The 17,534-nt window shown below is 54.0% G+C and carries 15 protein-coding genes and 1 pseudogene; 11 read left to right on the top strand and 5 right to left on the bottom strand.

All coding sequences use genetic code 11. The features are described from left to right. The first annotated feature begins 93 nt into the window (after nucleotides 1-93). The gene (locus tag SIK97_RS01850; RefSeq protein WP_014228284.1) at nucleotides 94-1,521 is read left to right on the top strand and encodes an MFS transporter; all 1,428 of its coding nucleotides are present in this window, start codon (nucleotides 94-96) and stop codon (nucleotides 1,519-1,521) included. Between the two features lie 77 nt (nucleotides 1,522-1,598). After that, on the top strand, nucleotides 1,599-2,843 hold the full coding sequence (locus SIK97_RS01845) for a mechanosensitive ion channel family protein (RefSeq protein WP_014837733.1): 1,245 nt from the start codon (nucleotides 1,599-1,601) through the stop codon (nucleotides 2,841-2,843). 5 nt (nucleotides 2,844-2,848) lie between these two features. Here the strand turns inward: SIK97_RS01845 and SIK97_RS01840 are convergent, their stop codons facing one another. Beyond that, on the bottom strand, nucleotides 2,849-3,829 hold the full coding sequence (locus tag SIK97_RS01840) for a LacI family DNA-binding transcriptional regulator (RefSeq protein ID WP_049069467.1): 981 nt from the start codon (nucleotides 3,827-3,829) through the stop codon (nucleotides 2,849-2,851). 211 nt (nucleotides 3,830-4,040) lie between these two features. Here SIK97_RS01840 and SIK97_RS01835 point away from each other — a divergent pair, with 211 nt between their 5' ends. The 7 genes from SIK97_RS01835 to SIK97_RS01805 all read left to right on the top strand — a co-directional run bounded on the left by SIK97_RS01835 (nucleotide 4,041) and on the right by SIK97_RS01805 (nucleotide 11,958). Next, a complete protein-coding gene (locus tag SIK97_RS01835; RefSeq protein WP_025107080.1) occupies nucleotides 4,041-4,439 on the top strand; it encodes an NUDIX hydrolase in 399 nt (132 codons plus the stop codon). Nucleotides 4,440-5,114: 675 nt separating this feature from the next. Further along, entirely contained in the window at nucleotides 5,115-5,732 is a 618-nt protein-coding gene (locus SIK97_RS01830; RefSeq protein ID WP_032748570.1) for a LuxR C-terminal-related transcriptional regulator, read from the top strand. 70 nt (nucleotides 5,733-5,802) lie between these two features. Further along, nucleotides 5,803-6,381: a common pilus major fimbrillin subunit EcpA gene (gene ecpA, locus SIK97_RS01825; protein WP_032748569.1), complete on the top strand. Its 579-nt coding sequence runs from the start codon at nucleotides 5,803-5,805 to the stop codon at nucleotides 6,379-6,381. A gap of 64 nt (nucleotides 6,382-6,445) precedes the next feature. Beyond that, on the top strand, nucleotides 6,446-7,123 hold the full coding sequence (locus SIK97_RS01820) for a hypothetical protein (RefSeq protein WP_032748568.1): 678 nt from the start codon (nucleotides 6,446-6,448) through the stop codon (nucleotides 7,121-7,123). A gap of 8 nt (nucleotides 7,124-7,131) precedes the next feature. Next, entirely contained in the window at nucleotides 7,132-9,669 is a 2,538-nt protein-coding gene (locus SIK97_RS01815; protein ID WP_047724274.1) for a TcfC E-set like domain-containing protein, read from the top strand. Then, nucleotides 9,659-11,278: a hypothetical protein gene (locus SIK97_RS01810; RefSeq protein WP_032748565.1), complete on the top strand. Its 1,620-nt coding sequence runs from the start codon at nucleotides 9,659-9,661 to the stop codon at nucleotides 11,276-11,278. Before SIK97_RS01815 ends, SIK97_RS01810 begins: the two co-directional genes overlap by 11 nt. Then, nucleotides 11,275-11,958, top strand: coding sequence for a fimbria/pilus periplasmic chaperone (locus SIK97_RS01805; protein WP_032694585.1), 684 nt, complete (start codon nucleotides 11,275-11,277; stop codon nucleotides 11,956-11,958). Before SIK97_RS01810 ends, SIK97_RS01805 begins: the two co-directional genes overlap by 4 nt. A gap of 6 nt (nucleotides 11,959-11,964) precedes the next feature. Here SIK97_RS01805 and SIK97_RS01800 read toward each other — a convergent pair. Both SIK97_RS01800 and SIK97_RS01795 read right to left on the bottom strand, forming a co-directional pair. Further along, nucleotides 11,965-12,664, bottom strand: a pseudogene (locus tag SIK97_RS01800) (helix-turn-helix transcriptional regulator). Between the two features lie 265 nt (nucleotides 12,665-12,929). Beyond that, nucleotides 12,930-13,838 carry a LysR family transcriptional regulator gene (locus tag SIK97_RS01795; RefSeq protein WP_032748562.1) on the bottom strand — a complete coding sequence of 303 codons (909 nt, stop codon included), beginning with the start codon at nucleotides 13,836-13,838 and terminating at the stop codon, nucleotides 12,930-12,932. Nucleotides 13,839-14,018: 180 nt separating this feature from the next. On the opposite strand from SIK97_RS01795, the gene SIK97_RS01790 reads away from it, so the two are divergent. Next, complete coding sequence (locus SIK97_RS01790) at nucleotides 14,019-14,768, top strand: SDR family NAD(P)-dependent oxidoreductase (protein ID WP_057173769.1); 750 nt, start codon at nucleotides 14,019-14,021, stop codon at nucleotides 14,766-14,768. A 127-nt stretch (nucleotides 14,769-14,895) separates the two neighbouring features. Then, on the top strand, nucleotides 14,896-15,312 hold the full coding sequence (locus tag SIK97_RS01785) for an Exc2 family lipoprotein (protein WP_032748557.1): 417 nt from the start codon (nucleotides 14,896-14,898) through the stop codon (nucleotides 15,310-15,312). 37 nt (nucleotides 15,313-15,349) lie between these two features. On the opposite strand, the gene SIK97_RS01780 is transcribed toward SIK97_RS01785, so the two are convergent. Together SIK97_RS01780 and SIK97_RS01775 are read right to left on the bottom strand one after the other, a co-directional pair. Next, complete coding sequence (locus SIK97_RS01780) at nucleotides 15,350-16,501, bottom strand: Gfo/Idh/MocA family protein (RefSeq protein WP_032748554.1); 1,152 nt, start codon at nucleotides 16,499-16,501, stop codon at nucleotides 15,350-15,352. Then, nucleotides 16,501-17,526, bottom strand: coding sequence for a sugar phosphate isomerase/epimerase family protein (locus tag SIK97_RS01775; protein WP_032748551.1), 1,026 nt, complete (start codon nucleotides 17,524-17,526; stop codon nucleotides 16,501-16,503). Before SIK97_RS01775 ends, SIK97_RS01780 begins: the two co-directional genes overlap by 1 nt. Nucleotides 17,527-17,534 lie beyond the last annotated feature (8 nt).

Genomic DNA, 17,534 nt, shown 5'->3' with positions numbered 1-17,534 from the left:
TAGTGCCAATACCAGTATAAGCAGGAACTGGTACCCGTTTAATTTATCGGTGATGCTACGGCCATCCGCTGAATGACGCAATGGAGAGATCCGATGAATTCGTCTGCTGTTTCACCCGGCCGCGCCGGTTTATTCCTTCTGTTGACCGGCCAGATGCTGCCGCTGATCGACACCTCGATCGCCAACGTCGCGCTGGACTCCATCACCCAGTCGCTGAACGCCAGCGCCACCCAGCTGGAGCTGATCGTCGCGCTGTACGGCGTCGCCTTTGCCGTTTGCCTGGCGATGGGCAGCAAGCTTGGCGATAACTATGGCCGCCGCCGTCTGTTTATGTGGGGCGTGGCGATTTTTGGCGTCGCCTCCCTGCTGTGCGGGATGGCGAACTCCATCTCCACGCTGCTGGCGGCGCGCGCGGTCCAGGGCGCCGGCGCGGCCCTGATCGTGCCGCAGATTCTCGCTACGCTGCATATCACCCTCAAAGGCACCGCCCACGCCCGGGCCATCAGCCTCTACGGCGGCATTGGCGGAATCGCCTTTATCGTCGGTCAGATGGGCGGCGGCTGGCTGGTCTCGGCGGATATCGCCGGTTTAGGCTGGCGAAATGCCTTCTTTATTAACGTGCCGATCTGCCTGCTAGTGCTGGCCTTCAGCCCGCGATACGTCCCGGAGACCCGGCGCGAAGCGCATTCGCGCATCGACTGGCAGGGCACCTTCAGCCTTGCGCTAATCCTCTGCTGCCTGCTGTTTCCGATGGCGCTGGGGCCGGAGCTGCATTGGCCGTGGACGCTGCAGCTGATGTTAGCTGCGGTACTGCCGCTGCTGGTCTGGATGCGGGCCAGCGCGCTGAGCAAACAGCAGCGCGGCGAGCAGCCGCTATTGCCGCCTCGCCTGCTGAAGCTCACCAGCATTCGCTTTGGCATGGCCATCGCCCTGCTCTTTTTCAGCGCCTGGTCCGGGTTTATGTTCTGCATGGCGCTGACCATGCAGGCCGGTCTGGGGATGGCGCCGTGGCAGTCCGGCAACAGCTTTATCGCGCTCGGCGTGGCCTACTTCATCTCCGCGCTGTACGCGCCGAAGCTGATTGCCCGCTACAGCATGGGGCGCATTTTGCTGACCGGCCTGTCGGTGCAGATTGTCGGCCTGCTGCTGCTGAGCGCGACCTTTTATCGCCTTGGTATCCACACCACCACCCTGGCGCTGGTCCCCTCCACGGCGCTTATCGGCTACGGGCAGGCGCTGATCGTCAACAGCTTTTACCGTATCGGGATGCGCGATATCAGCGCCTGCGACGCCGGGGCCGGGAGCGCGATTCTCAGCACTCTGCAGCAGGCGACGCTGGGCCTGGGCCCGGCAATTCTCGGGTCGCTATTCTTAACCCTTGCCCAGCGCAGCGGCGGCGACTATCCCCGGGCGCTGATCGATTTCCTGGCGGTGGAAGTGGTGATGATGCTGGTACTGGGCGCCATCGCGCTGTGGCTACGCCATCACCTTAACGTCCGTCCGGCGGTAGCGACCCCATAATTCACAACGGCGTAACCTGCGATTTGCATAATAGACATCCAGCGGTCATGATAACCGCTGGATGTAAAGGAGACGTTATGCAGGAATTCATATCGCAAATCGCCGCATTAGGCATCAAAATTACCCCCACCACCTCACTCATTATTATCTTCGGCATTATTTTTCTGACGGCGATTGTCGTTCATCTTATTCTGCACAAAGTGGTGCTGCGCACCTTCGAAAAGCGGGCGAAGGCCAGTAGCCACCTGTGGCTGCAAATTATTACCCAGAACAAACTGTTTCATCGTCTGGCCTTCACCCTGCAGGGGATTATCGTCAACGTGCAGGCGGTGTTGTGGCTGCAAAAAGGCAGCGAGGCCGCGGAAATACTCACCACCTGCGCGCAGCTGTGGGTGATGATCTACGCGATGCTATCCTTCTTTTCGCTGCTGGACGTGGTGTTCAATTTATCGCAGAAATTCGCCACCGCTTCTCAGCTGCCGCTTAAAGGGATATTTCAGGGTATTAAGCTGGTCTGCGCGATTATTGTCGGCATTCTGGTTATCTCCTTACTGATTGGCCAGTCGCCGGCGATTCTGATTAGCGGACTCGGCGCGATGGCCGCGGTACTGATGCTGGTATTCAAAGATCCTATTCTTGGCCTGGTGGCGGGAATTCAGCTCTCCGCCAACGATATGCTCAAGCTCGGCGACTGGCTGGAGATGCCAAAATATGGCGCCGATGGCGCGGTGATTGACATCGGCCTGACCACGGTGAAGGTACGCAACTGGGATAACACCATCACCACCATTCCAACCTGGTCGCTGGTTTCCGACTCGTTTAAAAACTGGAGCGGTATGTCGGCATCCGGCGGTCGCCGCATTAAGCGCAGCCTGAATATCGATACCACCAGCATTCATTTTCTTGATGAACAGGAGCAGCAGCGCTTAATTCAGGCCAGGCTGCTGAAGCCGTATATGGATTCACGTCATCAGGAAATCAGCCTGTGGAACCAGCAGAACGCCGCCGATCAATCGATATTGAATCAGCGCAGGATGACCAATATCGGCACCTTCCGCGCCTATTTGCAGGAGTATTTGCGTAATCATCCGCGCATCCGCAAAGATATGACGCTAATGGTGCGCCAGCTGGCGCCGGACGCCAGCGGCCTGCCGATTGAGATTTACTGCTTCACCAACACCGTGGTGTGGGCGGAATATGAAAGCATTCAGGCGGATATATTCGATCACGTCTATGCCGTGGTTGACGAATTCGGCCTGCGGATCCATCAGTCCCCTACCGGTAACGACATTCGTTCGCTGGCGGGCGCGGTGTCTCAGTAATATCCTCAGGCACTGGCGCGGGAAATGACGCGCCAGTCCATCATCACCCGCTCGACCGCGGCGTCGGGATTGTCGATTCTTTTCATCAGCAGCGTGACCGCCGTACGGCCAATCTCGCGCGAAGGCTGTTCCACGGTGGTCAGCTGCGGCGATACCACTTCAGCCAGTTCGGTGCCATCAAAACCGACCACCGCAATATCTTCCGGCACCCGCATTCCGGCCTGAGCGATAGCCCGCAGCGCGCCCGCCGCCAGCGAATCAGAGACGGCAAACACCGCGTCCGGCTGCTCTTCCTGCGCCAGCAGCATCTCCATCGCCTGTTTACCGGCCGCGGCGCTCAGATCGCTGGCGTAGATCACCTGTTGATACGCCAGTTCGCGAACGTGCAAAACGCTTTTATAGCCGCGCTCGCGCAGGCGCGAGTAGCGATAGCTGAGATCGTGGTTGATTAAAGCAATGCGTTTACGCCCGCCGTCAACCAGCCGGGAAACGGCGCCCTGCGCCGCGTCGACGTCGTTGATGCCGACGCAGGAGATGCTGCCGTTATCGGCATATTCCGCGCACTGCACCCAGGGCGCGTCGCCGATCATGGTGGTGAGTTCCGGCAGGCTGGAGAGCGCGTTCATGGTGATGATGCCGTCGACCATTTTGCCGGAGAGCAGCTGCAGCCCCGAGGTTGAACGGGCTAAATCCGAACCTGAATTACACAGCAGGATCCGGTAGCCGTTCTTTTCCGCCTCTTCTTCAATGCCCTTGACCACCTCGGCGCAAAAGGGGTTGGCGATATTAGAGACCATCACCAGAATCATATTGCTGCGGGCCGTTCGCAGCTGGCGGGCCAGCAGATTAGGCTGGTAGTTACTCTCTTTGATCGCCTGCAGCACACGTTCGCGATTCTTCGCTTTAACGGTATCGCTGTTATTCAATACCCGCGATACCGTCGCTACCGAGACGCCCGCCAGGCGAGCGATTTTCTGAATTGACATAGAGGCTGCACTTCCCGCATAGACGTTATATTTCGCAGGCTATCATAAATGAGCCCCGCCTGCGCCGTCAGCAGGTTTTGCGATAATCGACGGGATTGATTAGCACGCTAAGGTCGCTATCATGATAGCGCCGGCGTTGTTTCGCGAGAGATGAAACGTACGCCGGCCGTTGAACATCATCGGCATATAACTGGGGTATCTCTTGAACACAATAAAAAATATTCATATCGCGGCGGCAGTGATCGCCGACGGCCAAGGACGCTGTCTTTTAGTACGCAAACGAGGGACTGAGTACTTTATGCAGCCCGGTGGAAAACCTGAAATCGGGGAAGCCCCGGAAGCGGCGCTGATCCGCGAGCTCGAAGAGGAGCTCAACTTCATCGTCTCACCTGAAGAACTGGTCCCGTTAGGCCGCTTCACCGATACGGCGGCAAACGAGCCGGGCCATACGGTCTCGGCGGATATCTTTCAGATAGCCACCAACAGAGCGAGCTTTACACCGACGGCAGAAATAGAAGAAGTTATCTGGTATACGCCGGGCCAGGATCGGCATATTAAGCTTGCTCCTCTTACCGAGAATCACCTGCTTCCTCTGCTGAAAGGGGCGTAAGCGCCCGGGGCGCATCGAAAGTATTGGCTAATTTGTCTGTACATTCACGCTGCCATCGTCCCGGTGGCGCTACGGCGGCCTGCAGGCAGAGCCCGTTCAGGCTGCAGCGCCCCGTCTCCCCGAGAAGCATTTGTCCGCTTCTTCCGGTTAAGATTTAGCACATCCTTCTGATTCGCTCCTTTTCAAGCGCCGGCGCGTTTTAGTTCTTAAAAACGCCCTGTTTTGTACGCCAGATCATATTTCGCCAGACAGTCCTTTCCCCCATAATCCAAAATATCGCAACTTTCCCTTACAAAAAACAGGTGATTACAGAATAAACACCACAAAATAAAACAAACCAGAAACATAAAATCAACAAACAGCGATGAGATAGCATTTTTTTTGACTTTTTGTGCTGTTTTTTTTTAACCAATCCCCACTCATTCAGCGAGAAAATTCCTGGTCACCATGGATAATTCTTAAGGAGCGATCGACATAAAATCCTGCCCCTTAAGATTTTTCTTATTCAGAATAGTAGGTTAGTATCAATCCAGTCAATTTCAGCTCTTAAGAATTTACACATTTTTCATCTATATAACTCTCCAGAAATTAAAGTTGTCACATTTATTAACTAGCCATAATATAGCCACATCATTGAACGATAGGGTAATACAATATAGGGAAATAAATCGACATATGGCTCCGCAGAAATATGAGAAGGTATACTGCATAAGCTGTCAGTATCAGTGCGAAATCTATCCACGACCTACGATAAAATCGATTAACTGCGCTGAAACCCGCTATTGCGTATGGCCCGATAAAAACATCTATTTAAAAAATGGTGTGCATTATTTTTTAATTAACAAGCACTACAACTTCTCTAATTCTGGATATATTTTTGTTGATTTTTCTCGCTACAACATCAGATTATTCACCAATGACAAATGGATTGAATATCTTCTCAAAACAGGATTACGGGTAGTTTTGATTGCCGACAGATTAGCGCAGCCGCTGGCGCTGTACTGGAAACACCGCTGTCAGCAGATAGTTTCGATTATCAATACCAGCGATACCCGAAATGAGATTGAAAAGAAAATACAGCTTTCATTTCTCGGCCAAAAAGATGGACGAGGCTATCGCCAAAAACTCAGCGTTCAAGAGGTATTGGTGCTCGATCTTTTACTCGCAGAGAAGTCGGTTAAAGAGATAGCAAAAGAATTGCAGATGGCAGAAAAAAGGATCTACGCAATCAAGCTCAGCTTGCAGAATAAGATGGGAGGCAGAGGGAAGTTAAACATTATTCTATCTGGATAAAGTCATTATCAGTATTTGTAGCAATAACTCCATAAATGGAACTAACTTAATTATTCTCAGGAAATTTAAAATGAAAAAAATCGTATTAGCGGGTGTTGTAGCTGCGGCTCTTATCTCTACCAACGCAATGGCTAACGTGACCACTTCCGCCACTGCCAGCTGGGATGCAAGCGCAACTAAAGACACCACCAGCGCGCTGGTTGTCACTCCGCTGAAATCCCTGAACTTCCAGTACGCTGAAGGGATTAAAGCGTTTAACTCTCAGAAAGGCGCTTTTGACATCACCATCCAGGGCCAGTCTGGCGCGACCGACTTCACGCTGACCTCTCAGATCGTCAGCAACACCCTGAGCCGTACCACTGATGCCTCTACTCTGGCCGTCGGTGTGAGCTGGAACGGCAACGCGTTGAACAAAACCACCCCGGTAACGATGATTGATACCGCCAACAACATCTCCGCGGGTCTGGATGCGCTGGCTGTCGCTACCGCCTTCGCAGGCGCCGATCGCGTCAGCACTCAGGGTAACTTCGATTTCACTATCGACTCCGCGACTTCTGACGGCAGCACCGCCGCTGAGTTCAAAGATTTAACCGACGGTTACTGGAGCGGCGACGTTCGCGTTCAGTTCAACGCGGAATGGACTATCTAATCAGGTGTAGCCAACACCTGTCCGGTATGACAAGGAGGCTTCGGCCTCCTTATAAGGATGCGCCATGAAACTGAATCCATTATTACTCTCTCTCTTCTTATTCACCGTGACGCCCTCCTCCCATGCAATTAATGTCGGAGACGTCACCTCAATAATGGGGCCGGATGCCTCGACTCTGGCAAAAGAAATCATTAATACCACCGATACGGCGCGTTACGTTAGCGTCAGCGTGGAGCGTATCTCATCGCCTATGGCCGGCGGCAAGGTTATCCCGATGGCGAGCAGATCGGAATTATTATCAACGCCAGCCAGCCTGATATTACCCGGAAATGCCAAAGAGAACTTTCGTTTTTTTTACAAAGGACCTCAGGACAACCAGGAACGTTATTACCGCATATCCTGGACCGATGAGCCGGTGACCGAATTCGAAGCCAGCAAGAAGAAAAAACAGGGTGAGGCAACGACCTCTGCCATTATTGGTACCATTCTGGTGGTCGCGCCGCGTGAAGAAAGATTTGACTATCGTCGCGATAATGACACGGTCACCAATACCGGCAACGCTTCATTCCGCGTTATCTCCTACGGGCCCTGTCGTGATAAAGCGAAGGATGAGGGTCAAGGCTGCCGTGAACGCTATTATGTCATGCCTGGTGTCAGCGTAAAAATAAAGCATACCGATCTCACCAACAAACAAACGCGAATTGGAATATGGCACGGTGAGCAATATATAAATGTAAACTGAGTAACATTATGGATAATCTTGGTTATGTCAAAGGGACGTTGTTCGCTGGGTTATTGATCACGGTAAACCAGGGTTGGGCAGCTAATGCTACAGCGCCAGTGAAAGTCAGTAACTATGTTATTCCTTCGGTATTTGCTAACGCGTTATATCAGGGCATGACGGTCCCTGTTTTTATTCGTTATGAAGGCGATAATAGTACCCAACGCAGCCAGCAAAAAATCGCCGATGCTGTCCTCACAATCAAGGATAATGAGTTTCGCCTGAACCAGATCGCGCTGAGCGATCTCCCTGAGCGAACCGAATTATCACCGCAGATAAAATCGTTGCTCAACGAGATGCAGGACAAAAGCATCGGCGACGGTCAGCGCGTTTATATCAACAAAGACGCCTCACTTTCACTCGATACGCGTTCCTTTTATCTTGAGCTGACGGTTAACCGGGCAGCCATGCAGGCCGCTATTTTGCCGCGTACCAACATGCTTGGGGAATCCACTGCTCAGAATCTCTCGAGCGTGCTGAATTACTCGATGGGGAGCTATTACAACAAATATGAGAATACCGATAACGCCAGCAGCTACCTGACGCTGGACAATACCTGGTCGCTGCGCGAGCACCATCTGAACTTTAACGGTTCCCTCTACGGAATTGGTACCGGCAACCAGCAGGGTAAACTGTATCGCTCGATGTACGAACGTGACTATCAGGGACGCCGCTTCGCCATGGGAATGGTGGATACCTGGAATCTGCAATCGATCGCCAGCATGAGCGCCCTGAACTCCAGCCGCATTTACGGCATCAGCTATGGCAATAAAAGCAGTTCCCAAACGCAAGACAATACGCTTGCTCTGGTGCCCGTAACGGTGTTCCTGCCGGCCGCCGGTGAAGTGCACGTTTACCGTGACGGTAAACTGCTCAGCATTCAAAACTTCTCCATGGGCAGCTACGAACTGGATACGTCGCGCCTGCCGTTTGGCATCTACAACGTTGATATACAGGTGGTCGTTAACGGGCGCGTGGTCAGCAGCCGGACGGCGAACATCAATAAAACGTTCGCCCGGAAATCGAGCGTCACCGGCGATCTCTCGTGGCAAACCTTCGCGGGCAGCCTCGAATACAACAAGATGGACTATCGTCACAACTACAACATCAATTATGGTACACGGAATACGTGGATAGCCGGGATCGCCGCTGCAACCAGCCAACCCTGGCTTTCCGGCGTGAATCTGAAAACCACGCTCTACGGTTTTGACAATAACGGCGTCAATGAAACGGAAGCGAACGTTATTTTCAACAACGCGTTCAGCTTTAACCAGCAGGGGCTGCTCGCTACCGACGGCAGCTGGCAGAGTACCTCCACCTTCAATATGAGTTTACCGGACGGGTACGGCAACCTGTGGGGATCGCGCCAGTACAGTTCCATCGGTAACGCGCTACCGATGCAGCAAAACGACTATGTGACCGTCGGCGCCAACGCGAACCTGCGCAAAATCGCGCCGTTCCTCGGTACGCTGAGCGTCAGCCGAACCAATAACAAATATACCGGGAGCACCTATACCAACGTCGATTACGATCAATCGCTGCTAGCCAATCGCTACGCGACGATTTCTCTGCGCGCCGGTATTCAGAATTATCAGTACAACACCCACGAAAATCTGCGCGATAAGTACGTCAATATTGACGTTTCTATCCCCTTCTCCGCCTGGCTTAGCACCGGCGTGTCCAGCCAGAACGGTAACATGCTGGCGAACGCCACGCTGCGCAAGAGCTTTGACAACAGCGCCATTACTCAGGTGGGAGCATCGGTTTCAAAACAGATTAAACAGAACAAAAATGACGATAGCCGCTATCGCACCGACGATTACGCCGCCAATGGTTACGTCAGCTATGACACCAAATATAACGCCGGCACCGTCTCCGTCAGCCGCTCATCGCAGCACAGTTCAAACTACAGCCTGAGCTCGCAGGGCAGCGTGGCCTGGACGGAAAAAAATATCTATGCCGGAAAAGGCACCCAAACCGCGGGCCTGGTGGTGAATACCCATTTCAGCGGCAAGGGCAGGATGATGGCGCAGATCAACGGCCAGAACTACCCGCTGACCGGCAAAAGCAACTTCATCAGTCTTCCGCCTTACGCGGAATATAAAGTGGAGCTGATGAACGACAAAAATTCGGAAGACAGCGTCGATATCGTGACCGGCCGACGTAACAAAGTCGTGCTCTATCCCGGCAACGTCAGCGTGCTTAACCCGGAAGTCAAACAGCTCGTCACCGTCTTTGGCCGGGTGAAAGACCGTCGCGGCGGTTACTACGCCAACGCCGATATTCATAACCACATTGGTAAAACGCGCACCGACGAACTCGGCGAGTTCGCCATGGACGTCGATAAGCGCTTCCCGGTAATCACCCTGGTCGATAAATTCGGCGGCATCTGCGAAGTGGATCTGGATCTGACAGAGGCGAAAGGCGCCGTATGGGTCGGTGAGATCCCTTGTGAGATCCAACAACAAACGGCATCAGTGACTGGAGATGTTAAGAATGTCTATTAAACCCCAGGCCATCATGCTGCTGGCCGGCTGGCTGCTGGCCGCGCCGGCTATGGCGCTCACCGCTACCAACGACGGGAGCGGCAGCAACACCTATATGTTTATCGACAATGATGTCGATGATGAATATTTCATCACCACCAGCTCCCTCTCCCCGCGCTTCACCGGGGCCAATATCTGGACGAAATATAAAACGAACCAGCGTAGCCTGGGGTATTTGGGCAACTCGGGCTGGAGTTACAGTAACCGCTATTTTGATCTCTGGATCGACAACTCCCCCATTAACCAGCCGTTTCTCGGGCTCCGCTGCATGTCTACTGGCGCAAACTGCCCGGCTTCCGGCTATATCCCTGCGGATGTCCTCGACAAAGACGGTTACTATCACGCGATGTCCGGCAACAGCGTAGCAAACGGGTACTACGGCGCCGGAGTGCTGAGCCAGTCGGCCTATGAGTATTTTCGCAATCAGCCGGTGGGAACCATCGATAGTTTGCAGCTTAATCTCTGCTATATGGACTCCAAAGCCGATTATGACTTTGCTTCCGGCGTTCGCTGTAAAGATCTCCCCAGCGGAGGAAAGTGGGTTTACTATACGATGAACCTCGAAAAGGTGTCGCATCTGACCTTAAACAGTACCGGATCTATGGCGGAAGTGTGGATTGCCAGCGACGGTACGCCAAGCGTTAACCTCGGCTCTGAATTGTGCCAGATGGGCGTAGTCGGGAGCGCTTCCGGGATCATTTGTAAAATGGTGTCTTACAACTTTCAGGAGAGCAAAACCCTCACCACCTCACTTGATTTCCGGATGGTTATCGACACGGCGATGCTGGGATTTTCCCCTTCTTCGTCTGACGTAAAGTACAGCGGTGATGGGGCTAGCTGGACTAATTTCGGTACTGCCATTACCTATAACAAGGTTTTCAAGCCGTCAGGCGAGTACGTCTACGTATTCCTGTCCAACGCCTTTTTCCAAAAAGCCCTCAAGGCAGGAACGGATTTAACCAACAAGAATGAACTGTTTACCTTCTATTTTGATAACTCCGTCACCCCGCAATCGGGTTATTATCAGTTCACGCCTTCCACATTAATTAACATCATCCCGCGGGAATACGGCATCAGCATTGTTGCCAGCGACGGGCGTTCTCATCCCAAAGCATCCGGCAAGATCGGTAGCGAAGAGCCCATCACTTTTGAATATAAAGTCACCACCTCCGCGTCGCGTCAGGCCGACAGTATTACCGCCCAGGTCATCGGCGACTCCATCAACATATATGGTCTGCCGTACTGCCTGTTTACCTCAGCGGACGAGACGCTAAAAGTCCCCATCCCGGCCTACCTCGAATGGACGTCCGCTGCCGGTAAAGCGGTAAAAGTCCGCAACAGCTGCGGCGAAGATCCTGTCGATATGACCAACGCCGCCTGGGTACAGACGGCCTGGAACGCTAACGTCAACGATGGTTTCTTTTTTACCACCACGCTGAAACTGCTGTTTCCGATGGATGACCCGCATTCACAGTTCACCACCGATGGACATGACTGGATGGGGACCGTCAGCGCCACCGGGGATGTAAAAGTGACCGCCACATGGGTCGGCGTCGATCGGGGGGTATGATGCAAAAAATCCTGGCCATCGGATTGTGCGGGCTGTGTGTCCAGCCCGCTTCCGCGGTGTACTTTGATTCCATCATTTATGATATGGATGCCAGTAAAGATTTTATCTCCCGGCCGCTAGTCAACGATACAAAAAGCACTAACTTATATACCATTTCGGCTTACAAAATCTCCCGGCCGGGCAACGGTGATGAAATACCGGTGCCCGGTCAGAGCAAAGACCTGGTCTGGTCGCCGCTGCAGTTCACCGTACAGGCCAAAGGTCAGGAATATTTTAAACTCTATTATCGCGGGCCCAAAGATGACGTTGAGCGATATTATCGGGTGATCTTTAAGGAAACGCCCGTCACGGTTTTCCCCTGGCGCATGGATCAGAAAAAAATGGCGGTTGTCCCTTCGGTGTCGATGAGCACGATTCTCATCGTGCGCCCCCGCAAGACGCGATTCCAGTATGAAATTAACGAAGCCACGGGCACCATTAAAAACACCGGCAACACCTATTTTAGAGTCATTCTGCAGAAAGGCTGCAATGGTGACGATGAAAGTTCAACGCAATTTTATATGCTACCAGGGGAGAGCTGGACAGGCCCCGAAGCGAACAATAGCCACAGGAAATATATTGTCGCATTAGGCCGCTATCATCAGTTAGGAAACGGCTGTTTTATAGATTCGCCGGGTTAAGCGCTGCTAATCCAGAGCGGGTATGGTATGCCTGAAGCGCAGCTCGCGCAGGCGATTGAGTCCGCCGAACTTCTTGCATAAAGAGTATTGAAAGCGGTAGACGCTGCGGGTATCGCACGCCATGATGCGGGCGATATCCTGACTGGAATGCCCGTCTGCCAGCAGGCGCAGCGTCTTCATTTCATGCTCAGTCAGCGACGGGGTGCGCCGACAGCGAAGATTCCGCCCCAGCATGATGCGTTTTATTTTCTTGATTAAGCTGCTCAAGCTATCGTTGACCTCCACCACCGACCATAATAATCCGGAGCGCAGCATCCAAAAATTAGCCATGGGCAGCATGCTTTTATCCGCGAGTAAAATAATCTTCAGACCGGTCTCCTGCAGTTTTTCAGCCCAGCCCTCATGCAGAAAATACAAGATATTGTCGAGGGAGAAGTCCACCACCACCATTCCTTCAGGCAGAAAACAGGTGAGTTCACGAAAAACCAAATCATTGACCGCTCGCTTAAAAAAATAGTTTTTATCCGGCCATACAGAAAACTTCCTCTCTCCGCAAAGGGATCGCTCCATTTTATCTTCCGCTTCAATAGGGCAGTTTAAACCACACGCCATACATTTAATCTCACGGTTACCTGCCGGCATTACATTTACCTCTTGAGTGGCTAAAAAATACTTTCAAAAAAGATACATACGTAATACCAAACATACTATAAACAAAAAAAATTGCTGCTATTATATTTACTGTAAACAAAGAAAAAAAAGACTAATCTATAATTCCAGACCTTAGGGAAAATAACATTAACACATTTCATTAAATATTTTAATAAAACACCCACTGAATTTAACCATATCATATTACATAGAAAAATATATCCCATACTGTAAGCGGGCGTAATATTCATTGTTACTTAATTTATAATCACACGATGAATATTTTTCACAGGCTGCCATTATATGTTGGTTCCTCTCATTTAGCCCCCTTTTACCGCTGCCGGAAATGCTTCCGCCAGCCAGTCGATAAATACGCGTAGCCGGGATGTGACGTGGCGATTTTGCGCATAAACCACGTGAAAGGGATAAGGGGCCGGGCGCCATTTGCTGAGTATTTCCACCAGTGTTCCGTTCGCCAGCGCATTTCTCAACGAATATGAGAAGGTCTGCACAATACCCAGCCCAGCCTCCGCAGCCGCGATATGCGCGTTGCTCTCATTTACGCCAAGGTGATGTTCCGTTTTGATCTCCTGACTGATGCCGTTATCCAGAAAGCGGAACGGGAAGGCTCTTCCGCTGGCGGGAGACAAATAGCTGACCAACCGATGTCCGTTCTTCAGCTCATCGGGATACGCGGGAACACCATAAAGCCTGAAATAGCCCGGCGTAGCGCAGGTCACAATCGTTGCTTCGCCGATTTTGCGTGCGATCAGCGTCGAGTCGTCCAGCGGCCCTCCTCTAATCGCGCAGTCGATATTGCCGCTGATAAGGTCCGAGGGGCTGTCAGCGACCGCCAGATCGATGCGGATATCCGGATAGGTCGTCATAAAATCAGCCAGCAGCGGGATCAGCACGTCGCGAGCGGTGGAGCCGCCTACCGCGACGCGCAGGTGGCCCTTTGGCTTATTGCGGGAAGCGCGAAATGAGGCATCAATCTCGTCCAGCTCTTTCAGAATCCGCACCGCTTTTTCATAGTATTCACGCCCTTCCGGCGTGACGGTAATGCGTCGGGTCGTGCGCTGCAGCAGGCACACGCCCAGATGCGATTCAAGCTGTTGAATGGCTTTACTGAGGGTGGCGTTGGGCATATTCAGGGAGTCTGCGGCCCGGGTAAAACTGTTGGCTTCGACAACGCGCGTAAAAACTTTAAGGGCTGAAAACCGATCCATTATTCATTTTTCCTGATAATAGCCGCTGATTATTCACCGGAGTGAAGAGTGTTTTTCACATTACTCCGTTTTTTGCATCCGTGGCTGACGGTAGAGTGACTCCCGTACTCAGTCGCCAGGTGGTCACGGTAAGTGGATGACTCAATTGGCATATTCATACTTTAGTTAAGGAAGTGCACCATGAGTAAAAAACTTTCGGCAAAAATCGCGTTAGTCACCGGCGGCACCTCGGGCATCGGCCTGGCATCAGCCCGGGAGCTGGCCTCGCAGGGAGCGACGGTCTATATCACCGGTCGCCGTCAGGAAGAGCTTGACGCGGCGGTCGCGTTAATCGGTCCCGCCGCCAGCGGGATCCGCGCCGATGCCTCGGTATTAAGCGACCTCGATAGGGTGTTTTCGACCATTGCCAGCGAATCAGGGCGAGTGGATGTGCTTTTTGCCAATGCGGGCGGCGGCGATATGATGCCGCTGGGCGCCATAACGGAAGAGCACTTCGATCGCATTTTCGCTACCAACGTGCGCGGCGTGCTGTTCACCGTCCAGAAGGCCTTGCCGCTGTTGACCCAGGGGGCTTCCATCATCCTTACCGGCTCGACGGCGGCGGTGAAAGGCACCGCGAACTTCAGCGTGTACAGCGCCAGTAAGGCCGCCGTGCGTAACCTGGCCCGCTCATGGGCGCTGGACCTGAAGGCGCGCGGTATCCGCGTGAATGTGGTCAGCCCGGGGCCCGTCCGTACGCCCGGTCTGGGGGGACTTGTCACGGAAGAGCAGCGTCAGGGGCTCTTCGATATGCTGGCCGCCGACGTCCCGCTGGGCCGCATTGGCGAGCCGGAAGAAGTGGCTAAAACGGTGGCTTTCCTGGCCTCTGACGACGCGAGCTTTATTAACGCCGCTGAAATCTACGTTGATGGCGGGCTGGCGCAGATCTAAAAAATGCTGCCTGAAGACCCTTGGATTCATGGGTCTTCAGGTGCTACCGTACAGGCATAATTAGCCGTTTTGTTCTGTAGCCGAATGATCGGTGTACCTGTTCTAATAATTATGGATGATGATATCAATGAAACTAAAAATAGCGCTTATCGCGCTCGGCTGTTCGCTTGCCGCCCTTTCCGGCTGTACCTCCTCAAAATCTTCCCCGGAACGCCACGCTTACTATTTTGTCTCACACCGCAGCGATTTCGTCGGCGGTAACTTCGTTAGTAACCGTCAGGAAAACTACCGCTTAAATCTGCCGAACTTTACCGACATCTATGCCCGCGGCCAGCAGGACAGAAAGTCGGGGATGAGCGAAAGCGACGCCCGCCGTACCGCCGACGCAATCAGGCAGCAGGTGGCAGAGGGCACAAAAACCCAGCACGCATTTACCGGTAACGTCAGCGATAAATGGGATAACGAAATGGAAAATAAAGACGCCGTGCTGTTCGGTAATGAACTGGCCGGAACGTATCTCGACGGCTATTTTGGCGTGAAATAACCCAGCGGGTGCGCGAAATGCGCACCGCGCCTTCGGCTTACCTTTCCACCTTCACCCAGCGCTGCTGCTGATGGCTTTTCACTATCGCCGCAATGATGTACATCACGTCCGCCCCCTCGTAGAACGAAGCGAAACGCCGTGACGATGCCGGCGGCATCTCACCGGCGCGCACCGCCTGATAAAAGCTCAGCATCATATTTTTAAACGCATCGGGCCAGCCTTCATTATGCCCGCCGGGGAAGTGGGCGCTGGCGGCGGCCTCGCCGAGCATCAGGCTCGGATCGTCGCTCAGCAGCTGGTTTGGCCCCTGGCGATGGCCAATCCACAGCCGCTGCGGCACTTCCTGATCCCAGGCCAGCGAACAGCGGCTGCCGCCGATCTCCACCGTCAGGCCGTTTTTTCTCCCGGCGCTGACCTGCGAAACGATAAAGCTCCCCTTGCTGCCATCGTCGAAGCGAAACAGGACCGACCCCAAATCTTCGGTATCGACGGGCCGCGCTTCATACGCGATATCATCGCGATGCTGGCTGAACGTCGCGTCGCCGGCCACGGGCGCCTGGCGCGTCGGCCAGACGATGGAGAGATCCGCCATCACCTCCACAATGCGTCGGCCGGTCATAAACTGCACCGTATCGCACCAGTGGGAACCAATGTCGGCCATCGCCCGCGAGGCCCCGCCCTGCGCCGAATCCACCCGCCAGTTATAGTCGGTCTCCAGCAGCATCCAGTCCTGCAAATAGCTGCCGTGCACCGCAAACAGCCTCCCGACATCGCCGTTGCGCATCATCGCCGCCGCCTGCTGCACCATGGCAAACTGGCGATAAACAAAGCTGACGCCATGAATCACCCCGGCGCTTTCCGCCAGCGCCACCAGCTCACGGGCCTCCTCCGCGGTCATGCAGAGCGGTTTTTCCGAAAAGACGTGCAGTCCGGCGGAGAGGATCTGTCGGTTAATCCGCGCATGCAGATGGTTCGGCGTACAGTTATGCACCACCTGCAATCCGGGATGCGCCAGCAGCGCCTCAACGCTACCGTAGGCGTGCGCCACGTTGAGCTGGCGCGCCTTCTGCTGCGCCATCTCCAGCGAACCGTCGCACAGCGCCACCACCTCGATGTCGCCCACCCGGCGCAGCGCTTCCAGATGCGCCGGCCCGATAAATCCGGAGCCAATAATGCCGACCTGAATCATTATTCCCCCTCCTTGCCTGTGGCGAAATCATCAAACGCCCGCCCGGAGACCGGGATGATATGGCGGCGGATAAACTCGCTGCCTTCGCGCGCGCCGACCTCCGCGTCCTTCAGGCAGCACTCCCACTCCAGCACCGCCCAGCCGTCAAAATCATACTCGGTGAGCTTGCTGAAAATCGTTTTGAAATCGATCTGCCCATCGCCCAGCGAACGAAAACGCCCCGCCCGCTGCTGCCAGTTCTGATAGCCGCCGTAGACCCCGCTGCGCCCGTCGCGGCGGAATTCGGCATCTTTGACGTGAAAGGCTTTGATTCGCGAATGATAGATATCGATATACGCCAGGTAGTCCATCTGCTGAAGATGAAGGTGGCTGGGGTCATAGAGCATATTGCAGCGCGGATGGTTATCGACCCGCTGCAAGAAACGCTCGAAGGTCACGCCGTCATGCAGGTCTTCGCCGGGATGGATTTCGTAGCAGACATCCACGCCCTGTTCGTCAAAAACGTCCAGCAGCGGTCGCCAGCGCCGGGCCAGTTCATCGAAGGCCTCATCGAGAAGTGGCTGATTATGCGGCGGCCACGGATAAAAATAAGGCCACGCCAGCGCCCCGGAAAAGGTGGCATGCGCCTTCAGCCCCAGACGCGCCGAGGCCACCGCCGCCTGGCGTACTTTTTCTACCGCCCACTGCTGGCGCGCCTGCGGGTTACCGCGCAGCGCGGCGGGCGCAAACGCGTCAAAGGCCGTATCATAAGCCGGATGAACGGCCACCAGCTGCCCCTCAAGATGGGTGGACAGCTCGCCGATCGCCAGGCCCTGTTCCGCCAGGATGCCGCTCACCTCATCGCAGTAGGTCTGGCTCGCGGCGGCGCGTTCAACGTCGAAAATCGCCGGATGGTTACAGGGGATCTGCAGTGCCTGATAGCCCAAACCGGCGGCCCACTGCGCCAGGCCCTCCAGGGTATTAAACGGCGCCTGCGCGCCGATAAACTGCGCCAGGAAAATGCCCGGTCCTTTGATTGTTTTCATACCACCTC

It is taken from the genome of Klebsiella sp. JN_Kp126 (assembly GCF_033843325.1).
Taxonomy (GTDB): domain Bacteria; phylum Pseudomonadota; class Gammaproteobacteria; order Enterobacterales; family Enterobacteriaceae; genus Klebsiella; species Klebsiella michiganensis.
The sequence above is the reverse complement of the archived record's forward strand: the minus strand, read 5'-3'. Positions and strand labels throughout refer to the sequence as shown.